At 43.6% G+C, this 18,946-nt stretch carries 15 protein-coding genes and 1 pseudogene; 9 read left to right on the forward strand and 7 right to left on the reverse strand.

Going from position 1 to position 18,946, the window contains the following annotated elements; all coding sequences use genetic code 11:
* The coding region (locus tag VJY63_RS04410; RefSeq protein WP_324048542.1) for a transposase at window positions 1-321 on the forward strand (321 nt) is incomplete at its 5' end.
* Window positions 322-334: 13 nt separating this feature from the next.
* On the opposite strand, the gene VJY63_RS04415 is transcribed toward VJY63_RS04410, so the two are convergent.
* The 7 genes from VJY63_RS04415 to VJY63_RS04445 all read right to left on the reverse strand — a co-directional run bounded on the left by VJY63_RS04415 (window position 335) and on the right by VJY63_RS04445 (window position 10,790).
* Window positions 335-850 carry an STAS domain-containing protein gene (locus VJY63_RS04415; protein WP_324048543.1) on the reverse strand — a complete coding sequence of 172 codons (516 nt, stop codon included), beginning with the start codon at window positions 848-850 and terminating at the stop codon, window positions 335-337.
* 1 nt (window position 851) lies between these two features.
* On the reverse strand, window positions 852-1,616 hold the full coding sequence (locus VJY63_RS04420) for a PP2C family protein-serine/threonine phosphatase (protein ID WP_324048544.1): 765 nt from the start codon (window positions 1,614-1,616) through the stop codon (window positions 852-854).
* Window positions 1,617-1,646: 30 nt separating this feature from the next.
* Window positions 1,647-2,417: a VacJ family lipoprotein gene (locus tag VJY63_RS04425; protein WP_324048578.1), complete on the reverse strand. Its 771-nt coding sequence runs from the start codon at window positions 2,415-2,417 to the stop codon at window positions 1,647-1,649.
* Between the two features lie 4 nt (window positions 2,418-2,421).
* Window positions 2,422-3,348: an alpha/beta fold hydrolase gene (locus VJY63_RS04430; protein ID WP_324048545.1), complete on the reverse strand. Its 927-nt coding sequence runs from the start codon at window positions 3,346-3,348 to the stop codon at window positions 2,422-2,424.
* Between the two features lie 63 nt (window positions 3,349-3,411).
* Window positions 3,412-7,320 (reverse strand): ATP-dependent RNA helicase HrpA, encoded by a 3,909-nt coding sequence (hrpA, locus tag VJY63_RS04435; protein WP_324048546.1) that lies wholly within the window; start codon window positions 7,318-7,320, stop codon window positions 3,412-3,414.
* 71 nt (window positions 7,321-7,391) lie between these two features.
* Complete coding sequence (locus VJY63_RS04440; RefSeq protein WP_324048547.1) at window positions 7,392-9,017, reverse strand: AMP-binding protein; 1,626 nt, start codon at window positions 9,015-9,017, stop codon at window positions 7,392-7,394.
* Window positions 9,018-9,158: 141 nt separating this feature from the next.
* Window positions 9,159-10,790 carry an acyl-CoA synthetase gene (locus tag VJY63_RS04445; RefSeq protein ID WP_324048548.1) on the reverse strand — a complete coding sequence of 544 codons (1,632 nt, stop codon included), beginning with the start codon at window positions 10,788-10,790 and terminating at the stop codon, window positions 9,159-9,161.
* Window positions 10,791-11,005: 215 nt separating this feature from the next.
* Between VJY63_RS04445 and VJY63_RS04450 the strand changes: the two genes are divergently transcribed.
* The 8 genes and pseudogenes from VJY63_RS04450 (at window position 11,006) to VJY63_RS04485 (ending at window position 18,936) form a co-directional block, all read left to right on the forward strand.
* A complete protein-coding gene (locus VJY63_RS04450) occupies window positions 11,006-11,479 on the forward strand; it encodes a MaoC/PaaZ C-terminal domain-containing protein (protein WP_324048549.1) in 474 nt (157 codons plus the stop codon).
* A 223-nt stretch (window positions 11,480-11,702) separates the two neighbouring features.
* The gene (locus VJY63_RS04455) at window positions 11,703-12,062 is read left to right on the forward strand and encodes a helix-turn-helix transcriptional regulator (RefSeq protein WP_324048550.1); all 360 of its coding nucleotides are present in this window, start codon (window positions 11,703-11,705) and stop codon (window positions 12,060-12,062) included.
* Complete coding sequence (gene arsC, locus VJY63_RS04460; protein ID WP_324048551.1) at window positions 12,059-12,469, forward strand: arsenate reductase (glutaredoxin); 411 nt, start codon at window positions 12,059-12,061, stop codon at window positions 12,467-12,469. The genes VJY63_RS04455 and arsC overlap by 4 nt, the downstream gene beginning before the upstream one ends.
* A 14-nt stretch (window positions 12,470-12,483) precedes the next feature.
* Window positions 12,484-13,080: pseudogene (arsH, locus tag VJY63_RS04465) on the forward strand (arsenical resistance protein ArsH); the annotation flags it as partial.
* Complete coding sequence (gene arsB / locus VJY63_RS04470; RefSeq protein ID WP_324048579.1) at window positions 13,076-14,146, forward strand: ACR3 family arsenite efflux transporter; 1,071 nt, start codon at window positions 13,076-13,078, stop codon at window positions 14,144-14,146. The pseudogene arsH and the gene arsB, both read left to right, overlap by 5 nt.
* A gap of 96 nt (window positions 14,147-14,242) precedes the next feature.
* Complete coding sequence (locus VJY63_RS04475) at window positions 14,243-14,815, forward strand: TetR/AcrR family transcriptional regulator (protein WP_324048552.1); 573 nt, start codon at window positions 14,243-14,245, stop codon at window positions 14,813-14,815.
* On the forward strand, window positions 14,812-15,858 hold the full coding sequence (locus VJY63_RS04480; protein WP_324048553.1) for an efflux RND transporter periplasmic adaptor subunit: 1,047 nt from the start codon (window positions 14,812-14,814) through the stop codon (window positions 15,856-15,858). The genes VJY63_RS04475 and VJY63_RS04480 overlap by 4 nt, the downstream gene beginning before the upstream one ends.
* A gap of 12 nt (window positions 15,859-15,870) precedes the next feature.
* Window positions 15,871-18,936, forward strand: coding sequence for an efflux RND transporter permease subunit (locus VJY63_RS04485; protein ID WP_324048554.1), 3,066 nt, complete (start codon window positions 15,871-15,873; stop codon window positions 18,934-18,936).
* Window positions 18,937-18,946 lie beyond the last annotated feature (10 nt).

Below are 18,946 nucleotides of genomic sequence, written 5' to 3' on the forward strand. Positions count from 1 at the left end.
GTCAGCAGCTTAAAACTCGTTAAAACCAGAATGGCTAAGTCAGTGCTGGACGCTGGCTGGGGTCAATTAAAAACAATGTTGGACTATAAATGCGCTCACGCAGGCATTGTTTTTAAGGAAGTGAACGAGGCATACACCACCCAAACCTGTTCGAATTGTGGCAACTTGCCCGAATCGAGGCCGAGAGGTATCGCAGGACTTGGAATAAGAGAATGGACGTGCAGTGGGTGCGGTGTCGCCCACGACCGCGATGTTAATGCGGCGCAAAACATTCTTGCGGTCGGGCATGGCCGTCTAGCAGTAGGAATTCCCGTCCTTTAGGTCGGGGAGGATGTCAATGATAATCCGTATTTTGGCAATCTAAATCTGAACATTCCTCTAATACTTGCACAACATTTTTAAATGCCTCTTTATTTTGTTCGTTCATCGACATTAACGTTAAATGTGCATCTAATATTTGCGCCTTAATGTGTTCTTCTGAACCGGCTAACTGAGGTACTTCTTGCAGTTCTTGACTGGTAGTTAAAGGATGCTTTAACAAAATAAAATACTGACGAAACCCCATTGATTCTAACAAGACCGTTATATCTTCGTTGGGTGAAATAATGCTGGGTTGTGCTAGACCATGATTAGAGGCTTGCAGTGCGATTTTTGCTAATAAACCCAAAGTTGTACTGTCTAAATTTTCAGTTTTCGACAAATCAATCACAAAATTATTAATGTCTTTATCGACAAAAATACGCTCTAACAATGTATCTAAAGTAGAACAAAGTGTTAGGCGCACATCACCAATAAGTTTTAGTACAAAGGTCTGCTGTGACTTAGCCGACAGCAGTTTACCTGTATGCATATTAACAACCGCTTAAAGTCATCAAGGTTACATCGTCTGGCCAGCCAACAGTGCAATTAGCCAAGCGTTGTAATAGGGTTTTTATGTCTCCGCCTGTGGCGGCCACCAATTGTTGCCATTCAATTTGTCTAGCCTGCAAACCTTTACCTAGCAACACTTCTAGCACACCGTCACTGGCCATACATAAACATCCTTGCTTAGGAAAAATGCAAGTGTAATCCTTGTAAGTTGCTCCTGGGAAGAGTCCGACCGGTAAGCCTTCACCTTCCAAAGGTTTTGCCTCACCATCATTCACCATTAATGGTACGGGTAAATGAGCAGCAAGCGTATAAGTAAGTTGTTTTGTTGGCGTATCTATACAACCTAAAACCAATGTTAAGTGTTTTTTTAGCCCCATTACCAATAAATCTTCATTTACTTTAGAGCACAAGGTCGCAGGGCTTAACTCACCTTGGCTGGTGTATTTTTTAAGCAGGTATTTAAGCAAAATAGTAACTAAAGCAGAAGCTGAACCACTGCCAGCCACATCAGCAATATAGAAAAAAAGTTTGTTAGGCTGAGGCGACCAAAAATCTAAAAAATCACCCGAAAGGTGTAGAGCAGGTTGCAATAAATAATTAAGTCTAAAACCCGAAAACTCAGCTAAGTTAGTTGGCAATAGACCATGTTGTACCTGGTAAGCGATCAACTGATCTTGCTCTAACAAGGCAATGATTTCTTTTAATTCAGCATTTTCTTTAACTAGCTGCTGGTAATCCAAATGCACACCTCATTGTATACTTTAACTAATGGCCCATTAATCAGCAAAATCAGCTTCATCAAACTCAAAATCATCATCCTCTAAAAAGGGGTCTGACTCAAGACGACCATCATTCACTAAAAAAGTACGGTGTTGCAAGTAAGCATCACGAATAAAAGAATAACGATCCCCTTGAATCAATTGCTCAGCATCTAATAATCCTTCACGCAATTGCACTACTTGCAACCCCGTTAAACCCCAGCTAATTTCTTTACGCTCAATCAAATAGCTCACCGGATTAAGGTAATAATAGTCTATGGGCAAAGAAATACTATGGCTTAACGTTTGGCCACCTAAAAAAGGTACAACGACATAAGAACCTTCAGGTAATCCCCAAGTATTCAGTGTTTGTCCAAAATCTTCATGGCTAGGTTGCAAATTAAACCAAGGTGTTGACACTTCAAATAAACCAACAACCCCAAGCGTTGAGTTAACTGCAAAACGCGTTAAATCTTTACCGGCGGCTAATGGCTTGAATTGCAAAAGATTATTAGCAAAGTTAGAAACCTCACCTAGGTTAGAAAAAAAATTAGTCACTCCTTGACGTACAAATTTAGGGGTAATAAAACGGTAGCTTTTAGCGATGGGTTTGAGTGCAAAAGCATCGACCACCTCGTTAAAACTGAATACCTTACGGTTCCAGTTTTCATAAGGGTCTTGGTGATTAACAAGCTCGACGCTAGAATTTACTTTGGGTACGGTTGAACAACCCATTAAAAATAAAAAAAACAATAGCGTTAGCCCATTTGCTATTTTTTGTAATGGCATCACTTCAACCTACCTTCAACGCATTTAACCAATCCAATAGTAACGGGTAATAATCTTGCTCAGCAGTTTGATGCAAACATAACTGCGAACGCTTGTAGTTTTTTTGATTACCAACGCCACGCCCCAACTTAATTAAACGTGCATTGTGGTCACCAAAACCAAACATAAAAGCACGAGCATCCATCTCACTACCACGCCAAGCATTGTGCAAACTGGCAAAGTATAAGCTCGGCGGCCATTCAAGCATTTTTACTGCTTCAGCATAATCAAAACCATCTTTACCCTGCCAAGGGGCGCTTAACCAATCCAGCGCTTGTTGATAAAAGTCCAAACTTTCATTAGAACGGCCCAATTTTAGCTTTACCGCAGGCACATAACCTAGCTTTTGTGCCAACAGATTCACACCGCGCCCATGCAGCCAATTTACCCAAAAGTTTTTAAATGCGCCAATCGGTTGAGATTCACGAAAAGGGCTAAAATGCACCAAGCCTAAAATAGACTTTAAATGGTTAGTGTTGCGGGCTAAATAACTGGCTAATAACAAACTACCAAAACCTTGCCCTATCCAAACTTGTTTTTCAGGTGGTGCAATTTTATTCATAGCAGCAATTAACGTAGGTAAATCTTCAGTAATTGCTTGCTCAACACCAAATTCCAAACGACTCAGTGCTTTATTATCTAAATGACGCCCCCGCAACTCAGCCATATAAACATCGTAACCTTGCCGCGCCAGCACATACCCCAATCCTGTTTGAGTTGCTGCATTATGAAAACAACTTGCATTGTCCATTAAACCATGCAACATAAATACCGCTTGTCCATTAGAAATTTCAGGACATAAGCGCACTAAATGTGCAACTTGCTGATTAGCAACTAAAATTTCCAAACGTTCTTCAGCAATTGCAACAAATAAGCTGTTGTTATAACTCATTAGTCATTCTCATCACACCTTCTAACTGCCTCACCTTTTTACCACGATTCATCATTAGCTTGCTCACTGATTAACCACCAGCTTATCCCAAGCTTCTGTTAACCGCCGTGCAGAAACTACTTGCTGCGTTCCTAACTGCTGGGCATACAGCGAAACACGGTATTCTTCTATTAGCCAACGGTAATCCGCTAGTTCTTGGCTAACAGCACCTTGTTGCTGCATTGCAGTATAACGGCTTTCCCAACGCTGCCAGAGTATTTCTAGTTCTTCTGCTATGCGCTGGTCTCTTATTCTATCTCTGCTGGCTTTTTCTAGGCGAACTTCTAAGGCTTTTAAGTACCTTGGGTAATGGGCTAACCAATCGCCCGACTGCCAAATAAACCCCACAAAAAACAAGCGGTTCAGCTGTTTACGTGCATCTTGAAACGTTAAAGCCGTGGCTAGATCTAACTTGCCTTTTAATTTCGCAGCCAAAGGCACTTGCGCTTCAAGGGCAGCTTTGGCTAGTTTTACTTTTTCTGTCGCCGCAGGAATCCAATCAGCTTGGTGTTTTTCTAATAATGCTTGAAAAGCGGCTTCATCTCTAGGCCAAAGTTTGGCATTATCCGCTAAAAACACCTCTCGCACACAGGTATTAATTAAATCATCCAGTATGGCTTGGCGAGTACCTATTTTAGTAAACATTAAGGCCAGTTTTTCTAAGCCGGGTAGTTGAGTTTGCAAATATTTATCTTTTTGCGGCAAGCTTAAACGTATTAAGCGTACTAGGCCTTTTTCTGTTGCAAAACGCGCTTTTGCTGGGCTATCAAACAGCGTAACGCCGACACTTTCGCCTTCATCAATTAAGGCTGGAAAGGCTTGGATTTTTACGCCCGCTTGTTGTTGTTCAAGCAGCTGCGGCAGTTCACCAAAGTTCCAATCTTTTGCACCACTGACTTTTAGCTGGCCTGAATCTAGCGCTTGGGTAGCGGCTTGCATTTGCCCCGAGAATTTTTCACGAAGCTTGGCTAAATCTCGACCCTGACCTAACTGCTCACCTTTTTCTGATAAAACACAAAAGTTCATTAATAAGTGATCGGGTAGCGCTATGTCTGCCCAAAGTTTCTCATCAATTTTTACGCCAGTGGTTTTATAAAAGAAGAAGCCCAGTGCTTTACCTAAAGGCAAATCATCGGCTACTAACGCCTCTAAAGCTGCATCAATATAATCAGGCAAGGGCACAAAGTTTTTACGCACCTGTTTGGGCAAGCCACGCATCATCGCCAAGCATTTTTCACGCAATAACCCAGGCACTAGCCATTCTAAACGAGTTTCTGGCAGCTGACTAAGCATGGCAACGGGCACTTGCATACTCACGCCATCATCAATTTCGCTGGGGGCAAAATTATACTTAAGCTGCCAGCTAATGCCCTTCCAAGTTAATAAATCTGGAAAAAGATCATCGGTGATTTCATCGGTAGTACGTGCCAACAAGTCTTCTTTAGTCAGCAGTAATAATTGCGGATTAGCCGCTTCTTGTTTTTTGCGCCAACTTTCAAAGCTTGCCCCACGGCAAATTTCTTCAGGAATGCGGCTGGCATAAAAGTCATAAAGCACTTCATCATCAACCAGAATATCCCGTTTACGGGCTTTATCTTCCAGCACCAGCACTTCATCTAATAAAGCTTGGTTATGCGCCATAAAGGGTGCTTTAGTAACATAATTGCCTTCCACCAAACCTGAGCGAATAAAAATATCATGGCAAAGTTCTGGGTCATGGCTAGCGTAGTCAATTTTACGGCCTGCCACTAAGGGCAAACCAAACAAGGTGACCTTTTCATAAGCGGCGACCCTTGCGGCACGCTTTTCCCAATGCGGTGATGAATAGTCACGCTTAATTAAATGCTCGGCTAAAGGCTCGGCCCATTCTGGTTCTATTTTTGCCACTAAACGGGCAAATAAACGGGTGGTTTCCACCAGTTCAGAGGCCATAATCCACTTGGGCGGCTTTTTAGCTAACTTAGAACCTGGGTGAACAAAAAACTTACGGTTACGTGCACCTAAAAACTCTTTATTTTCTTGCTGCATACCCAAGTTAGAAAGCAAACCCGCTAGCAACGCTTGGTGCAGAGCAATTTCATCGGCGGGTTGGCTATTTTCTTTTAAGCCAATTTCACGGCATAATAATTTTAACTGGTGGTGAGTGTCTCGCCATTCACGCATTCGCAGCCAAGATAAAAAGTTCTTTTTGCAATAACTACGCAACTGACTGGCGGTTAAATCTTGGCGCTGGATTTCATAAGCACGCCATAAATTAACCAAGGCAGCAAAGTCGGAAGTAGGGTCAACCCATTGCGCATGGGCTTGGTCTGCGGCTTGCTGGTGTTCAACTGGGCGTTCTCTGGGGTCTTGCAGGGTAAGTGCCGAGGTAATAATCAACACTTCTTGCAAGCTACCACGCTGTGAAGCTTCCAAAAGCATACGTGCAAGGCGAGGATCAACCGGCAAACGCGCCAGCTTACGCCCTAGCTGGGTTAAATCGTTTCTAGCTGTGACAGCGCCTAATTCAAACAACAAGCGAAAACCGTCTTTAATGGTCCGGCTATCGGGTGGCTCTAAAAAAGAAAAGTCTTCAATGTTGCCAAGCTTTAAAGACAACATTTGCAGAATAACGGCAGCTAGGTTGGTGCGGCGTATTTCGGGTTCGGTAAATGAAGGGCGGCCATTAAAATCATCTTCGCTGTATAAGCGAATACATAAACCTTCTGCCACACGACCACAACGCCCTGCCCTTTGGTTAGCACTGGCTTGGGAAACTGCTTCAATGGGAAGGCGCTGCACACCGGCTCGCACGCTATAACGGCTAATTCTGGCAATGCCAGGGTCAATTACATAACGAATCCCTGGCACGGTTAACGAAGTTTCAGCGACGTTAGTGGCTAAAACCACCTTACGCTGGTTAGACGGCTGGAAGATTTTTTGCTGCTCGCCGGTGGGAAGACGAGCATAAAGCGGTAACACTTGGGTATGACGAAACTGCCCAAAGTTTTGTGCTTTGCGAATTTCATGCGCCATTTCACGAATTTCACGTTCACCGGGCAAGAAAATCAAGACATCCCTTGGGCCATGCAGCCAGCCTTTACTGGCTTCGGCATTTTCAATGCTTTCTAACGCCTGCAAAACGCCCTGCTGTAAGGTTAAATCGGCGGTGTCTGGGTCGTCGGTTAACAGCGGCTGGTATTGCAACTGCACCGGATAAGTACGACCAGAGACTTCAATAATCGGACAGTTATTAAAGTGCTTAGAAAAACGCTCTAGATCGATGGTCGCAGAAGTGATAATAACTTTTAAATCAGGGCGACGCGGCAAAATGCGCTTTAAATAACCCAGTAGAAAATCAATGTTTAAGCTGCGCTCGTGCGCTTCGTCAATAATAATAACTTCATAGCGGTTTAGAAAAGGGTCTTTTTGCGTTTCTGCCAGTAGAATACCGTCGGTCATTAGCTTAATCAGCGTGTTATCGCTTTGCTGATCGTGAAAACGAACTTGGTAGCCCACCTGCTCACCCAAAGGCACTGCTAGCTCTTCGGCTAAACGCTGGGCAACCGAGCGAGCGGCTAAACGTCTTGGTTGGGTATGACCAATTAAACCCCGCGCACCTAAGCCAAGTTCTAGGCAAATTTTAGGTAACTGGGTGGTTTTACCTGAACCCGTTTCACCGGCAATCACTAAGACTTGGTTTTCTTTTAGCGCAGTAAGAATTTTTTCACGGTGTTCGCTAACAGGTAGGTCTGGGTAGTTCAGCTTAGGCCAAACTGCACGGCGCGCTTCTACCTTAGCAACCGAGGCTTCTAATCTAGCCCTTAGCTGATCTTGCTGGCTGGTATCTGTTGAATGGTGAATAAACTTTCGTAGCTTGTGCAGCTGCCTACTAAATTGATGCACATCTTTTAGCAGGCACTGCTGCAATAACGCTTGTTCCGACTTAAGCATGGCGGCTCTTTAGTTGCTTTAAGATAAGTGACTTAAAATGAGTGACTTAAAGCCGCCTAGTATAACTGAAACTAGTTAGTTTCATCACGTAGTTGCCTACGCAACACTTTACCCACGTTCGTTTTGGGTAATTCATCTCTAAATTCAACAAGGCGTGGCACTTTATAAGCGGTTAAGCGCTTCTTGCACCAGTCACGCACTTCTTTAACCGTTAACTTGCCCGAACGAGAAACAATAAACACCTTGACGGCTTCGCCGCTTTTAACATCAGGCACACCCACGGCAGCCACTTCTAAAACATCGGGGTGGGAAGCAATCACGTCTTCCACTTCATTGGGGTAAACATTAAAACCCGACATATTAATCATGTCTTTTTTACGGTCAACAATGCGGGCATAACCATCGTCTTGAATAACCGCAATATCACCGGTCATAAACCAGCCATCAGCCGTTAAAACTTTTGCAGTTTCTGCCGGTTGCTGCCAATAACCTTTCATTACTTGTGGGCCACGAATGCATAACTCACCCGACTCACCAATGGCTAGTGTTTTACCATTTTCATCAATCACTTTAATTTCTGTACTGGGCACGGCTTTGCCGATACTGCCTAGCTGAATGGCTCTAAGCGGATTAAAAGTAGCCACGGGCGAAGTTTCAGTTAAGCCATAACCTTCCGCAATATCGCTACCTGTTACCGCCTTCCATTGCTCTGCTGCCGTTTTTGTGAGCGCCATACCACCAGAAATTGTCAGCTTTAAGTGACTAAAATCGAGCGCTTTAAAATCATCACGGTTGCACAAGGCAACAAACAAGGTATTTAAACCAACAAAGCCGGTGAAGTGATTATTTTTTAATTCTTTAACAAAAGCTGGAAGATCACGTGGATTAGTAATTAGCAAAGAGTGATTACCCTGCTCCATCATCACCATGCAGTTCACAGTAAAAGTGTAAATATGATACATGGGAAGCGGAGCAACAACGGTTTCACCGCCTTCATTTAGCACTTGGTCGATAACCGCTCTGGCTTGTAGCATATTCGCCACTAAATTACGGTGCGTCAGCATTGCGCCTTTAGCAACACCTGTTGTGCCGCCTGTATATTGCAAAATAGCAACATCATCCAGTGTTTGCTTAGTCGGTACCCAATGACCTTTACGCCCCATACTTAGCGCTTTTCGAAAAGGAATGGCGTGTGGCAGATTATAAGCAGGCACCATTTTTTTAACGTACTTCACCACTTTATTAATGGCGTGACGCTTAATAAAGGGGTGCATATCGCCCAATTCGGTAATAAACACATGTTTTAGGCAGGTAAGGCGCAATACTTTTTGTACGCTACGCGCCATATTCGCCAGAACAACAATGGCACGCGCACCTGAATCGTTAAATTGGTGTTCCATTTCCTTTTCAGAATAAAGCGGATTGGTATTAACAACGATCAAGCCTGCTCTTAACGCGCCAAACACAGCAACAGGAAACATCAATGTATTGGGTAACTGAATCGCAATGCGGTCGCCTTCTTTTAAATCCGTGTGATTTTGCAAATAAGCAGCAAAATAGCGGCTTTTTTCTTCTAACTCACCATAAGTCAACATTTTGCCCATGCAAGTAAATGCAGGGCGGTCTACAAAACGCGCACACGACTCATCAAACACCTGTAATACCGAGTCATAACGACTCATATCGATCTCTGTCATACTAAAACCTCGCCAGCTTATTATTATTGGTTAGCAAGTGGGTGTCCGTATTCAAACGTTCGTTTACTATAACCTGTGCAAGCAAAAAAAAGCCAGCCCTTAGGCTGGCCTCTACGGCTTAACAATTAAAAAACCTTTACATTACAGTTCTTTAACTTGATCTCTTAAAACAAACTTCTGAATTTTACCCGTTGAAGTTTTAGGTAGTTCACAAAAAACAACCGTTTTAGGTGTTTTAAAGCCTGCCATATTTTCGCGGCAGAAATCCATAATTTCTTTTTCTGTTACTTTAGCATCGGCTTTCAAAGTAATAAAAGCGCAAGGCGTTTCACCCCATTTTTCATCAGGACGCGCAACCACTGCTGCTTCAGAAACTGCGGGATGACGGTAAAGCACGTCTTCAACTTCTACTGAAGAAATATTTTCACCACCCGAAATAATAATGTCTTTAGAACGGTCTTTAATTTCTACATAAGTATCTGAATGCCAAACTGCTAAATCACCTGAACGGAACCAGCCACCCACAAAAGACTCTTCTGTAGCGCGTGGATTCTTTAAGTAACCTTTCATTACCAAGTTACCGCGCATAAAAATTTCGCCAATGGTTTTACCATCTTTTGGCACTGGAATCATGGTATCTGGATCAGCAATCATCAGGTCTTCTTGCATGGGCGATTTAACACCTTGACGCGATTTTAAACGCGCTTTTTCGGTTGCTGTTTTACCATCCCACTCACTGTGCCATGCACACACTACACAAGGGCCATAGGTTTCCGTTAAACCATAAACGTGAGTCACCACAAAGCCCATAGACTCCATACCTTCAATTACAGAGGCAGGTGGTGGTGCGCCAGCAGTCATTACTTTAACTTCATGGTTAATGCCTGCTTTAAGCGCTTCATCGGCATTGTTCAACATATTTAAAACAATGGGCGCACCACAGAAGTAGCCAACTTCATTATCACGAATCGAGTTATAAATATCATCCGCACGTACATGACGCAAACTAACACTCGTACCCGCTGTAGCTGCAATCGTCCAAGGGAAACACCAACCGTTACAGTGGAACATGGGTAGCGTCCACAAATACACAGGGTGATCGCCCATATCCCAAGAAACGGCATTAGAAACCGCATTCAGGTAAGCGCCACGGTGGTGGTAAACCACACCCTTAGGATTACCTGTGGTACCCGAAGTGTAGTTAAGTGTTATCGCATCCCACTCATCACTGGGTGTTTTATAGGCAAAATCTTCATCGCCGGTAGCAAGAAAGGCTTCATAGTCCATTTCACCAATCAGCTTGCCACCTTCATAAAAAGGATCGTCAATGTGAATAATGCGCGGACGATTAGCACCTAACATTTTAATCGCACGAGAAGCGACTTCAGAAAACTCACGGTCAACAAAAATAATTTTAGCTTCAGCGTGCTGTAAAATAAAAGAAATGGCTTCAGCATCTAAACGGGTATTAATAGCGTTAAGCACCGCACCGCACATGGGTACACCAAAGTGTGCTTCAAAAACTGGCACTATATTCGGTGCAATAAAAGCAACTGTATCACCTTCAGCTATGCCTGCTTTATTTAAAGCAGAAGCAAGTTTTATACAACGTGTATAAGTTTGCGCCCAAGTAATTTTCACATCATGGTGGATTTGTGCAACATGATTAGGGAATACGCTTGCTGAACGCTGTAAAAAAGAAATCGGCGTTAAAGCAGCAAAGTTTGCTGCATTGCGATTTAGCCCCATGTTATAGATGTTAGTATGCTGCATGTGGTGGCCTCTATTATTAGTTGTCAGGGTAAAACATCATGCTTTTGTAAAAAAACTACACTGTTTATTCTATTTAGCCTTAGTTTGCCGTGTAAAAATATACGACTCTTGTAGAATTGCAACAAACCTAGCAAACGCTCGACTAGATTTCAATGATGCCAAGAGTTACTCTATTATGCCAACAACTTTAGCTTATAAATCACAAGGAATTATCCATGAGTACTTTAGAAAACCGCCCCTACGACACTTTAAGTGTTGGTGACTCAGCAACGTTTGAAAAAACACTGACCGAAAAAGAGTTGGTGCTTTTTGCTGCGGTATCGGGTGACGTTAACCCGCTACATTTAGACGCAGAATTTGCTAAAACCACTATGTTTGGTGAGCAAATTGCTCATGGTATGTGGTCTGGTTCACTTATTTCGGCCGCTTTAGCAACCACGCTACCAGGGCCTGGCACTATTTATATGGGGCAAGAACTAAGCTTTCGCCGCCCTGTAAAATTAGGTGATACGCTAACGGTAAAGCTAACCGTAAAAGAAAAACAAGATGCTAAAAAAATTGTGATTCTTGATTGCCTAGTCACCAACCAAAAAGACGAAAAAGTTGTATTAGGTACCGCAACCGTAATTGCACCGACTGAGAAAGCCGTATTGCAAGCACCCACCCTGCCTAAAATTACTATTGGCTAATTAAAGCCTTAGTCGCTAAAAACCTCAGTAGAAGCTAGCCTCTACTGGGGTTAATTTAAAATCCTCTAAAACTTATAAATCAACGTCTAGGTCTTTCTTACAGAAATACTAATCAACAGTCGTCAGCGCTTGCAATCACCCTCGCTGCCTCTTGTAACAAAAACCTTGACTCTTATTTAATATGTCCATATTCTTGGAAATAAGGATATATAAGGAGTGTTAGATGAAAACTGAACAAGCGATGGCGAGTTTTGCATCACTGTCGCAACCAACACGTTTAGCGGCTTTTAAGTTGTTGGTTCGCCATGAGCCAGAAGGGTTGCCAGCGGGTGAAATAGCAACGCTGTTAGATGTACCACACAACACTTTGTCTGCGCATTTGTCGGTGCTTGCCCGTGCAGAATTGGTGCTTTCGCAACGCCAAAGCCGTTCCATTATTTACCGCGCAAACCTTGATGCTATTCAAGCCGTTATTCAATTTTTAGTGAATGACTGTTGTGTTGCAGATTCAGTGACTTGCACACCTTTGGAATCGACCTTGAATTTTTGCCAACCCCAACAAAAGAAGCCTGAAAACTTATGAAAGTACAAATTTATCATAACCCCAACTGCGGCACGTCGCGCAATACTTTAGCCATGCTAGAAGCCTCTGGTAAAACGCCTGAAGTGATTGAATACCTTGTAACGCCGCCTAGCCGTGAACGCCTAGAAGCATTGCTTGCGATGATGCAAATAACACCGCGTGCGCTATTGCGTCGTAAAGGCACGCCTTATGATGAATTAGACCTTGATAATGCTGCGTTAAACGATGAGCAACTTATTGATGCGATGATGGCGCACCCCATTTTGATTAATCGCCCGATTGTGGTGGTGGGTGATAAAGCGAGTTTATGCCGCCCATCTGAAAGTGTTTTAGCGCTACTTGGGCAGCCGATTGAAAGCTTTACAAAAGAAGATGGTGAAGTTGTTCGCCGTGAAGGAGATGCATAATGAACCCGCAAGCAATGTTAGATGACCTTCCGAATATCGACCCAGAAAAACTTCAGCCGATAGATTTTAAAGATTTTGTTGCCCAAGGTGCTTCATTGCACGCGCCACGCATTTTAATACTCTACGGATCGTTGCGTCAGCGCTCTTTTTCGCGTTTGGCTTCTGAAGAGGCGGGAAGGTTGTTGCGTTACTTGGGTTGTGATGTTCGTACTTTTGATCCAACGGGCTTGCCGTTGCCAGATTCGGAAGAAGAAACACACCCTAAAGTTGTTGAATTGCAAGAGCTTGCCGCTTGGTCGGAAGGCATGGTGTGGTGTACACCAGAACGCCACGGTGCTATGACCAGCATTATGAAATTACAAATTGATTGGATTCCTTTGACGCAAGGTGCGGTGCGGCCTACGCAAGGCAAAACGCTGGCGTTAATGCAGGTGTGTGGTGGCTCGCAGTCGTTTAACAGCGTGAATCAATTGCGTATTTTAGGGCGTTGGATGCGTATGTTAACGCTGCCTAATCAGTCATCGGTGGCTAGGGCTTTTATGGAGTTTGATGATAATGACCGTATGAAGCCCTCGGCTTTTTATAACCGCATTGTTGATGTTTATGATGACTGAATCGGTCAATTTATCAGCGCCTAGCACGGCTGAGGGTATGGGCATTTTTGGACGTTTTCTTACGCTTTGGGTCGCTTTAGCCATTGTGGGTGGCATATTGATTGGGCAGTTTATACCCGCTGTTCCCGAGACTTTGGCGCGTTTTGAATATGCCCAAGTGTCTATTCCCGTTGCGATATTAATTTGGGCGATGATTTTCCCTATGATGGTGCAGGTTGATTTTACTTCTGTTTTAGCTGTGCGTCGTCAGCCTAAAGGGTTGATTATTACCACAAGCGTCAATTGGTTAATCAAGCCATTTACGATGTTTGCTATTGCTTGGTTCTTTTTTACGGTTGTTTTTGCATCTTTTATTCCTGCTGAACGGGCTAGTGAATACCTAGCCGGTGCCATTTTATTGGGCGCAGCGCCTTGTACGGCAATGGTTTTTGTTTGGAGCTATTTAACTAGGGGTGATGCTGCTTATACTTTAGTTCAGGTGGCGCTCAATAATTTAATTATGTTATTTGCTTTTGCGCCATTAGTGATTTTGTTATTGGGTGTTTCTAATATTCAAGTGCCTTGGAATACAGTTTTATTATCGGTAGTGCTTTATATTGTTATTCCGTTAAGTGCCGGTTATATAACACGCCAATTCATTATAAAGCGTCGTGGTATTGATTGGTTAACGAATGTTTTTTTAAAGCATTTAGAACCGATTCCACAACTGGGTTTAATTATTACCTTGGTCTTGCTGTTTTCTTTTCAGGGCGATGTGATTGTTGCTAATCCGCTAGATATTTTATTAATCGCCATTCCGCTAACCATTCAAACATTTTTTATTTTCTTTATTGCCTACGGTTGGGCGAAAGCTTGGAAAGTACCGCATAACATTGCTGCACCGGCCGGTTTAATTGGTTCTAGTAATTTCTTTGAATTGGCGGTCGCCGTTGCTATTGCGCTGTTTGGTTTACAATCCGGTGCTGCTTTAGCCACGGTGGTGGGTGTTTTGGTGGAAGTGCCGGTGATGCTGGCTTTGGTGCGTATTGCTAACAAAACTCGTTATCAGTTTTTGGTGAATTAAATCCCCCCTATTAGACTCTGCGGTCTTGCTTAATTTATTGCTTAAATATACCCTTCTGCTTTGCTATACCATTAGGTATTTTGAGGGGTATTGAGGATGGAAAAAGTAAGACGCAGCAACAATTCACGTGAAGCCATTTTAGATGCTGCACAAAAAGTGGCGGTTGAAAAGGGCGCAGGTAAAGTCAGTTTAGATTCTGTGGCTAAAGAAGCCGGTTTAACCAAAGGCGGTGTGTTGTATAACTTTCCCAGTAAAGAAGCGCTAATTAGCGGTATGTTAGCTCGCTTAATGAACATTTATACGCCTAGAATTACCGAGCATTCCGCCACGCTTAATGGTCAAGTCAACCCAACTTTACAGTCCGTTTTTCATGTTATCGGTGAATTGGATGCCATGAACGCTAACATTCCTATGGCGATTCTTGCCACTGCTGCTCACAATGCTGAACTTCTAAAGCCTTTACGCGAAGAAAAATTGCTGCGTTATACCCAAGTGCGCCAAGAAGCAACTTTAGACAATAATGAACAAGCCGCAGACGAGGCCACTTTGTTATGGGCAGCCGCGGAAGGTTTAATGTTATTAGATGTGCTAGGTCTTCTTCCTTTTAATAATGCACAAAAAACACGTTTACTCAAAAATTTAGAAGCTAAAGCCAAGGAAAAATTGTGATAAAAAAAGCGCAGGTTTTAGTGTTATTTATGCTTTTTAGTGCATTGCCAGTGAATGCCAGTGAAATTAACGCTTTGTCTAGCGTAAAAATTGAAACGCTGGGTGAGTTAGCACCTGCCATTAGCCGCCGTTTTGTAGGGCGAGTGGATGCGGTTAGTAACGTTAATCTTTCTTTTCAAGTCGCGGGTCACTTAATTAACTTACCTATACAGCAAGGGCGTTTATTGCCTAAAGGCAGTCTGTTAGCCGAGTTAGATTCTACGGATTATAAGTTGGCTTTAGAACAGGCTAAAGTGCGTTTAAAACAAGCGCAGCGTGATGTTGATCGCAAGCATTTATTGCTAAAAAGTAATTCTGTGCCGCGTGCTGTGGTAGATGAGGCAGAAGATCAATTACACCTAGCAAAAATCGCTGTTGAAGCGGCACAGCGTAATCTTTCTTATACCCGTTTAGACGTGCCTTTTGATGCTTTAATTACACGCCGTTTAGCCAGTCGTTATGTGAATTTGGCTGCTGGTACGCCGGTGGTTAGAGTGCAAGACGTTAGTGAGCTTCGTGCCCACATTGGTGTACCAGAAGATCTGATACGCCTAGTGAATAACCCCGATTTAATTCAAGCCAAATTGTTATTGCCTAATAATGAAAGCACTTTTATTGCGCTTGAGTACCGCGAGCACGCCACCGAACCCGATCCAGTGGTACAAACTTATCAAGTTACTTTTGGCTTTGAGCGCCCGCAAGCATTGAATTTATTGCCAGGTATGACGGTAACAGTTGTTGTCACAGCTGATCCGCGCTTGCATCCAGTCGAGCAATTGGATGTGGCTTTATCAGCCTTAAATACGGCGAACGATGGCAGTTATTATTTATGGGTTTTTGATCCTGAGCTAGGTCAAGTGACTAAGCGCAAAGCCAAAATAGGCAATATTAATGGTGATCGCGTTACGTTATTGTCAGGGGCTATTGCTGGGGAGCAAGTGATTACTTCCGGCGGTTCACATTTACGTGAAGGTATGAAGGTTAAACCTTTTAACCATTTTTAGGAGGCAAGGTAAATGGATATCGCACGCCTTTCCATTCAACGGCCCATTAATACTTGGCTATTAATTTTACTGTGTTTATTGGGCGGTATTTGGGCCTTAATAACGCTAGGGCGTTTAGAAGACCCTGCTTTTACCATTAAACAAGCCATCGTTGTCACTGCTTATTCAGGTGCGACAGCGCTGGAAGTAGAAGAAGCAGTGACCGAAGTTATCGAATCAGCCATTCAGCAATTACCTCAATTAGATTTTATTGAATCCCGTTCGATGGCGGGTATTTCTGAAATTACTGTTGAAATTAAAGACTCCTATAAAACACCAGAAATGCCGCAAATTTGGGATGAGCTACGCCGTAAGGTAAATGACGCGCAAGTTTCTTTGCCGCAAACGGCTTACCCTTCCAAAGTTATTGATGACTTTGGTGATGTGTTTGGAATTTTTTATGCCGTTACAGCGGAAGGCTTTAGCGATGGCGAAATAAGAGACTTGGCTCGATTTTTACGCCGTGAATTATTAACAGTACCCGGCGTTGCTAAAGTCAGCACTGAAGGTGAACCTAAAGAAAGTATTTATATTGATGTTTCTCACGAAAAATTAGTGCGCTTAGGTTTGCCGGTTGAGCTGGTTTTAAATACGTTGCAAACGGAAAACTCAGTCGAAGATTCGGGCAAAGTCAGAGTGGCGGATCAGCAGCTGCGCCTTGTTACTCGACCGGGTTTAGATACGCTGGCGAGCTTAGAAGCTTTGCGTATTGGTCGCCCCGGTTATACCGAGCAAATTAGCCTGTTAGACGTTGCTCATGTTAAACGCACAACCACAGAAAAACCCAGTCAGATTATTCGTTTTAATGGTAAAGCAGCATTTACTTTGGCGGTTGCGGGTGTTGCAGATACTAATATTGTAAAGGTGGGTGAAGCGGTTGATGCCCATTTAGCCAGTTTGCAAAGCCGCATTCCTTTAGGTGTGGAATTACAACCGATTTATGAACAGCACAAGGTGGTTGAGGCCTCCATTGACAGTTTTATGCTGAACTTGCTGATGTCGGTAGCCATTGTTATTGGCGTGCTATGTATTTTTATGGGCTGGCGCGTGGGTGTGGTGGTGGGTATGACGCTGCTGTTGACGGTATTAGGTACCACCTTTTTTATGAAGGTCTTTCATATTGAAATGGAGCGAGTGTCTTTAGGTGCGCTAATCATTGCGATGGGAATGTTGGTGGATAACGCTATTGTGGTTGCCGAAGGTATGTTGATAAATATGCAGCGGCGTATGCAAGCGATAGAGGCTGCCAGTGATGCGGTAAAGCGCACCCAGATACCTTTATTGGGCGCAACCGTTATTGGTATCATGGCGTTTGCAGGCATAGGTTTATCACCCGATGCTACCGGCGAATTTTTGTTTTCTTTGTTTGCTGTTATCGGCATTTCGCTGCTTTTAAGCTGGCTATTGGCCGTAACAGTGACACCGTTATTAGGTTATTACTTATTTCGTATTCAGTCGACTGAACAAACGATTGACCCTTATGCGGGCAAGGTGTATGGGTTGTATTTTTTGCTATTAGATAAAGTGCTGGCGGCACGGCGTACAACCTTAACCCTTTTAGTGGCAATTACCCTAGGCAGTTATGCCGGTTTTGGTTGGGTGCAGCAAGCATTCTTCCCAACGGCGAATAATCCGATGTTTTATTTGAATTATCACCTGCCGCAAGGCACGGACATTCGCGCCACAGCCAGAGACATTGAAGTCATAGAACAGCAAGTATTAGATAAAGCACAGGTGGTTAGTGTTGCTAGCTTTGTGGGGCAAGGCGCTAGCCGCTTTATGCTGACTTATAAGCCGCAGCGGTTAGATTCTGCTTATGGTCAGTTGATTATTCGTGTCACCGACCGTGATGTGATTGATGCTTTAGCCGATGAACTGCGTGCTGAATTAACCCAAGCTTTTCCTAGCGCTGAAATTTATACCGAACGCTTGGTGTTTGGTCCTGGCTCTGGGGCTAAATTACAGGCTAGATTTTCAGGCGCAGATGCACAGGTGCTAAGAAACTTAGGCCAGCAGGCACTGAGTATTATGGAACAAGAAGCTAAAATAACGGATATACGTCAAAACTGGCGTGAACAAGAAATTACGCTGGTGCCAATTTTTAACGAAGAACGCGCCCGTTATGCCGGTATTACCCGTCAAGACTTAGCCACTACCTTAAAGTTTGCAACCGAAGGTATTCGAGCGGGTACTTACCGTGAAGGTGTTGAACAATTACCCATTATTGCGCGTTTGCCTGAAGCGGAGCGCTTGGATGTGGGGCGTTTGCAAGACCGTTCTATTTGGAGTGGCATCGACAGCGCTTATGTGCCCTTAGCACAGGTAGTGGAGCGTTTTGAATTATTGCCTGAAGAAGCCTATATCAACCGTCGTAATCGTTTGCGAACGTTAACAGTTGAGGCTGAACCCAGTAGCCACACAACGGCAGTAGCTGCCTTTCAAGCCGTTCGTGCCAAAATAGAAGCTTTGCCTTTACCTGAAGGCTATCACCTTAATTGGGGTGGTGAATTTGAAAGCTCTAGTAAGGCGCAAGCGTCCCTAGCTTCACAATTACCACTCAGTTTTGTAGTGATGCTGGTGATTACGGTCTTATTGTTTGGGCGCTTAAAGCAGCCTTTAGTAATTTGGCTGGTTGTGCCTATGGCTGCAACGGGCGTTATTATTGGTTTGTTGGTTACTGGCTTACCCTTTAGTTTTACTGCCTTGTTAGGCTTGTTAAGTTTGTCGGGTATGTTGATGAAAAATGCCATAGTGCTAGTGGATGAAATTGACTTACAGGTTGCTGAAAAACAGGGTGTTGAAAAAGACGCTGCACTTGAAAAAGACGCTGCACTGGCAGCATTAAAAACTGCCAGTGTTAGCCGTTTACGCCCCGTTTTTTTGGCAGCAGGCACCACCATTTTGGGTATGCTGCCATTATTAACCGATGCATTCTTTTCTAGCATGGCGGTAACGATTATGGGCGGATTGCTGTTTGCAACGCTGTTAACGTTAATCGCTGTGCCGGTTCTGTATGCCAGCTTAATTTTAAAAAAGTAACCTTGATCTT

Source organism: Marinospirillum sp. (assembly GCF_035271045.1).
GTDB lineage: Bacteria > Pseudomonadota > Gammaproteobacteria > Pseudomonadales > Halomonadaceae > Marinospirillum.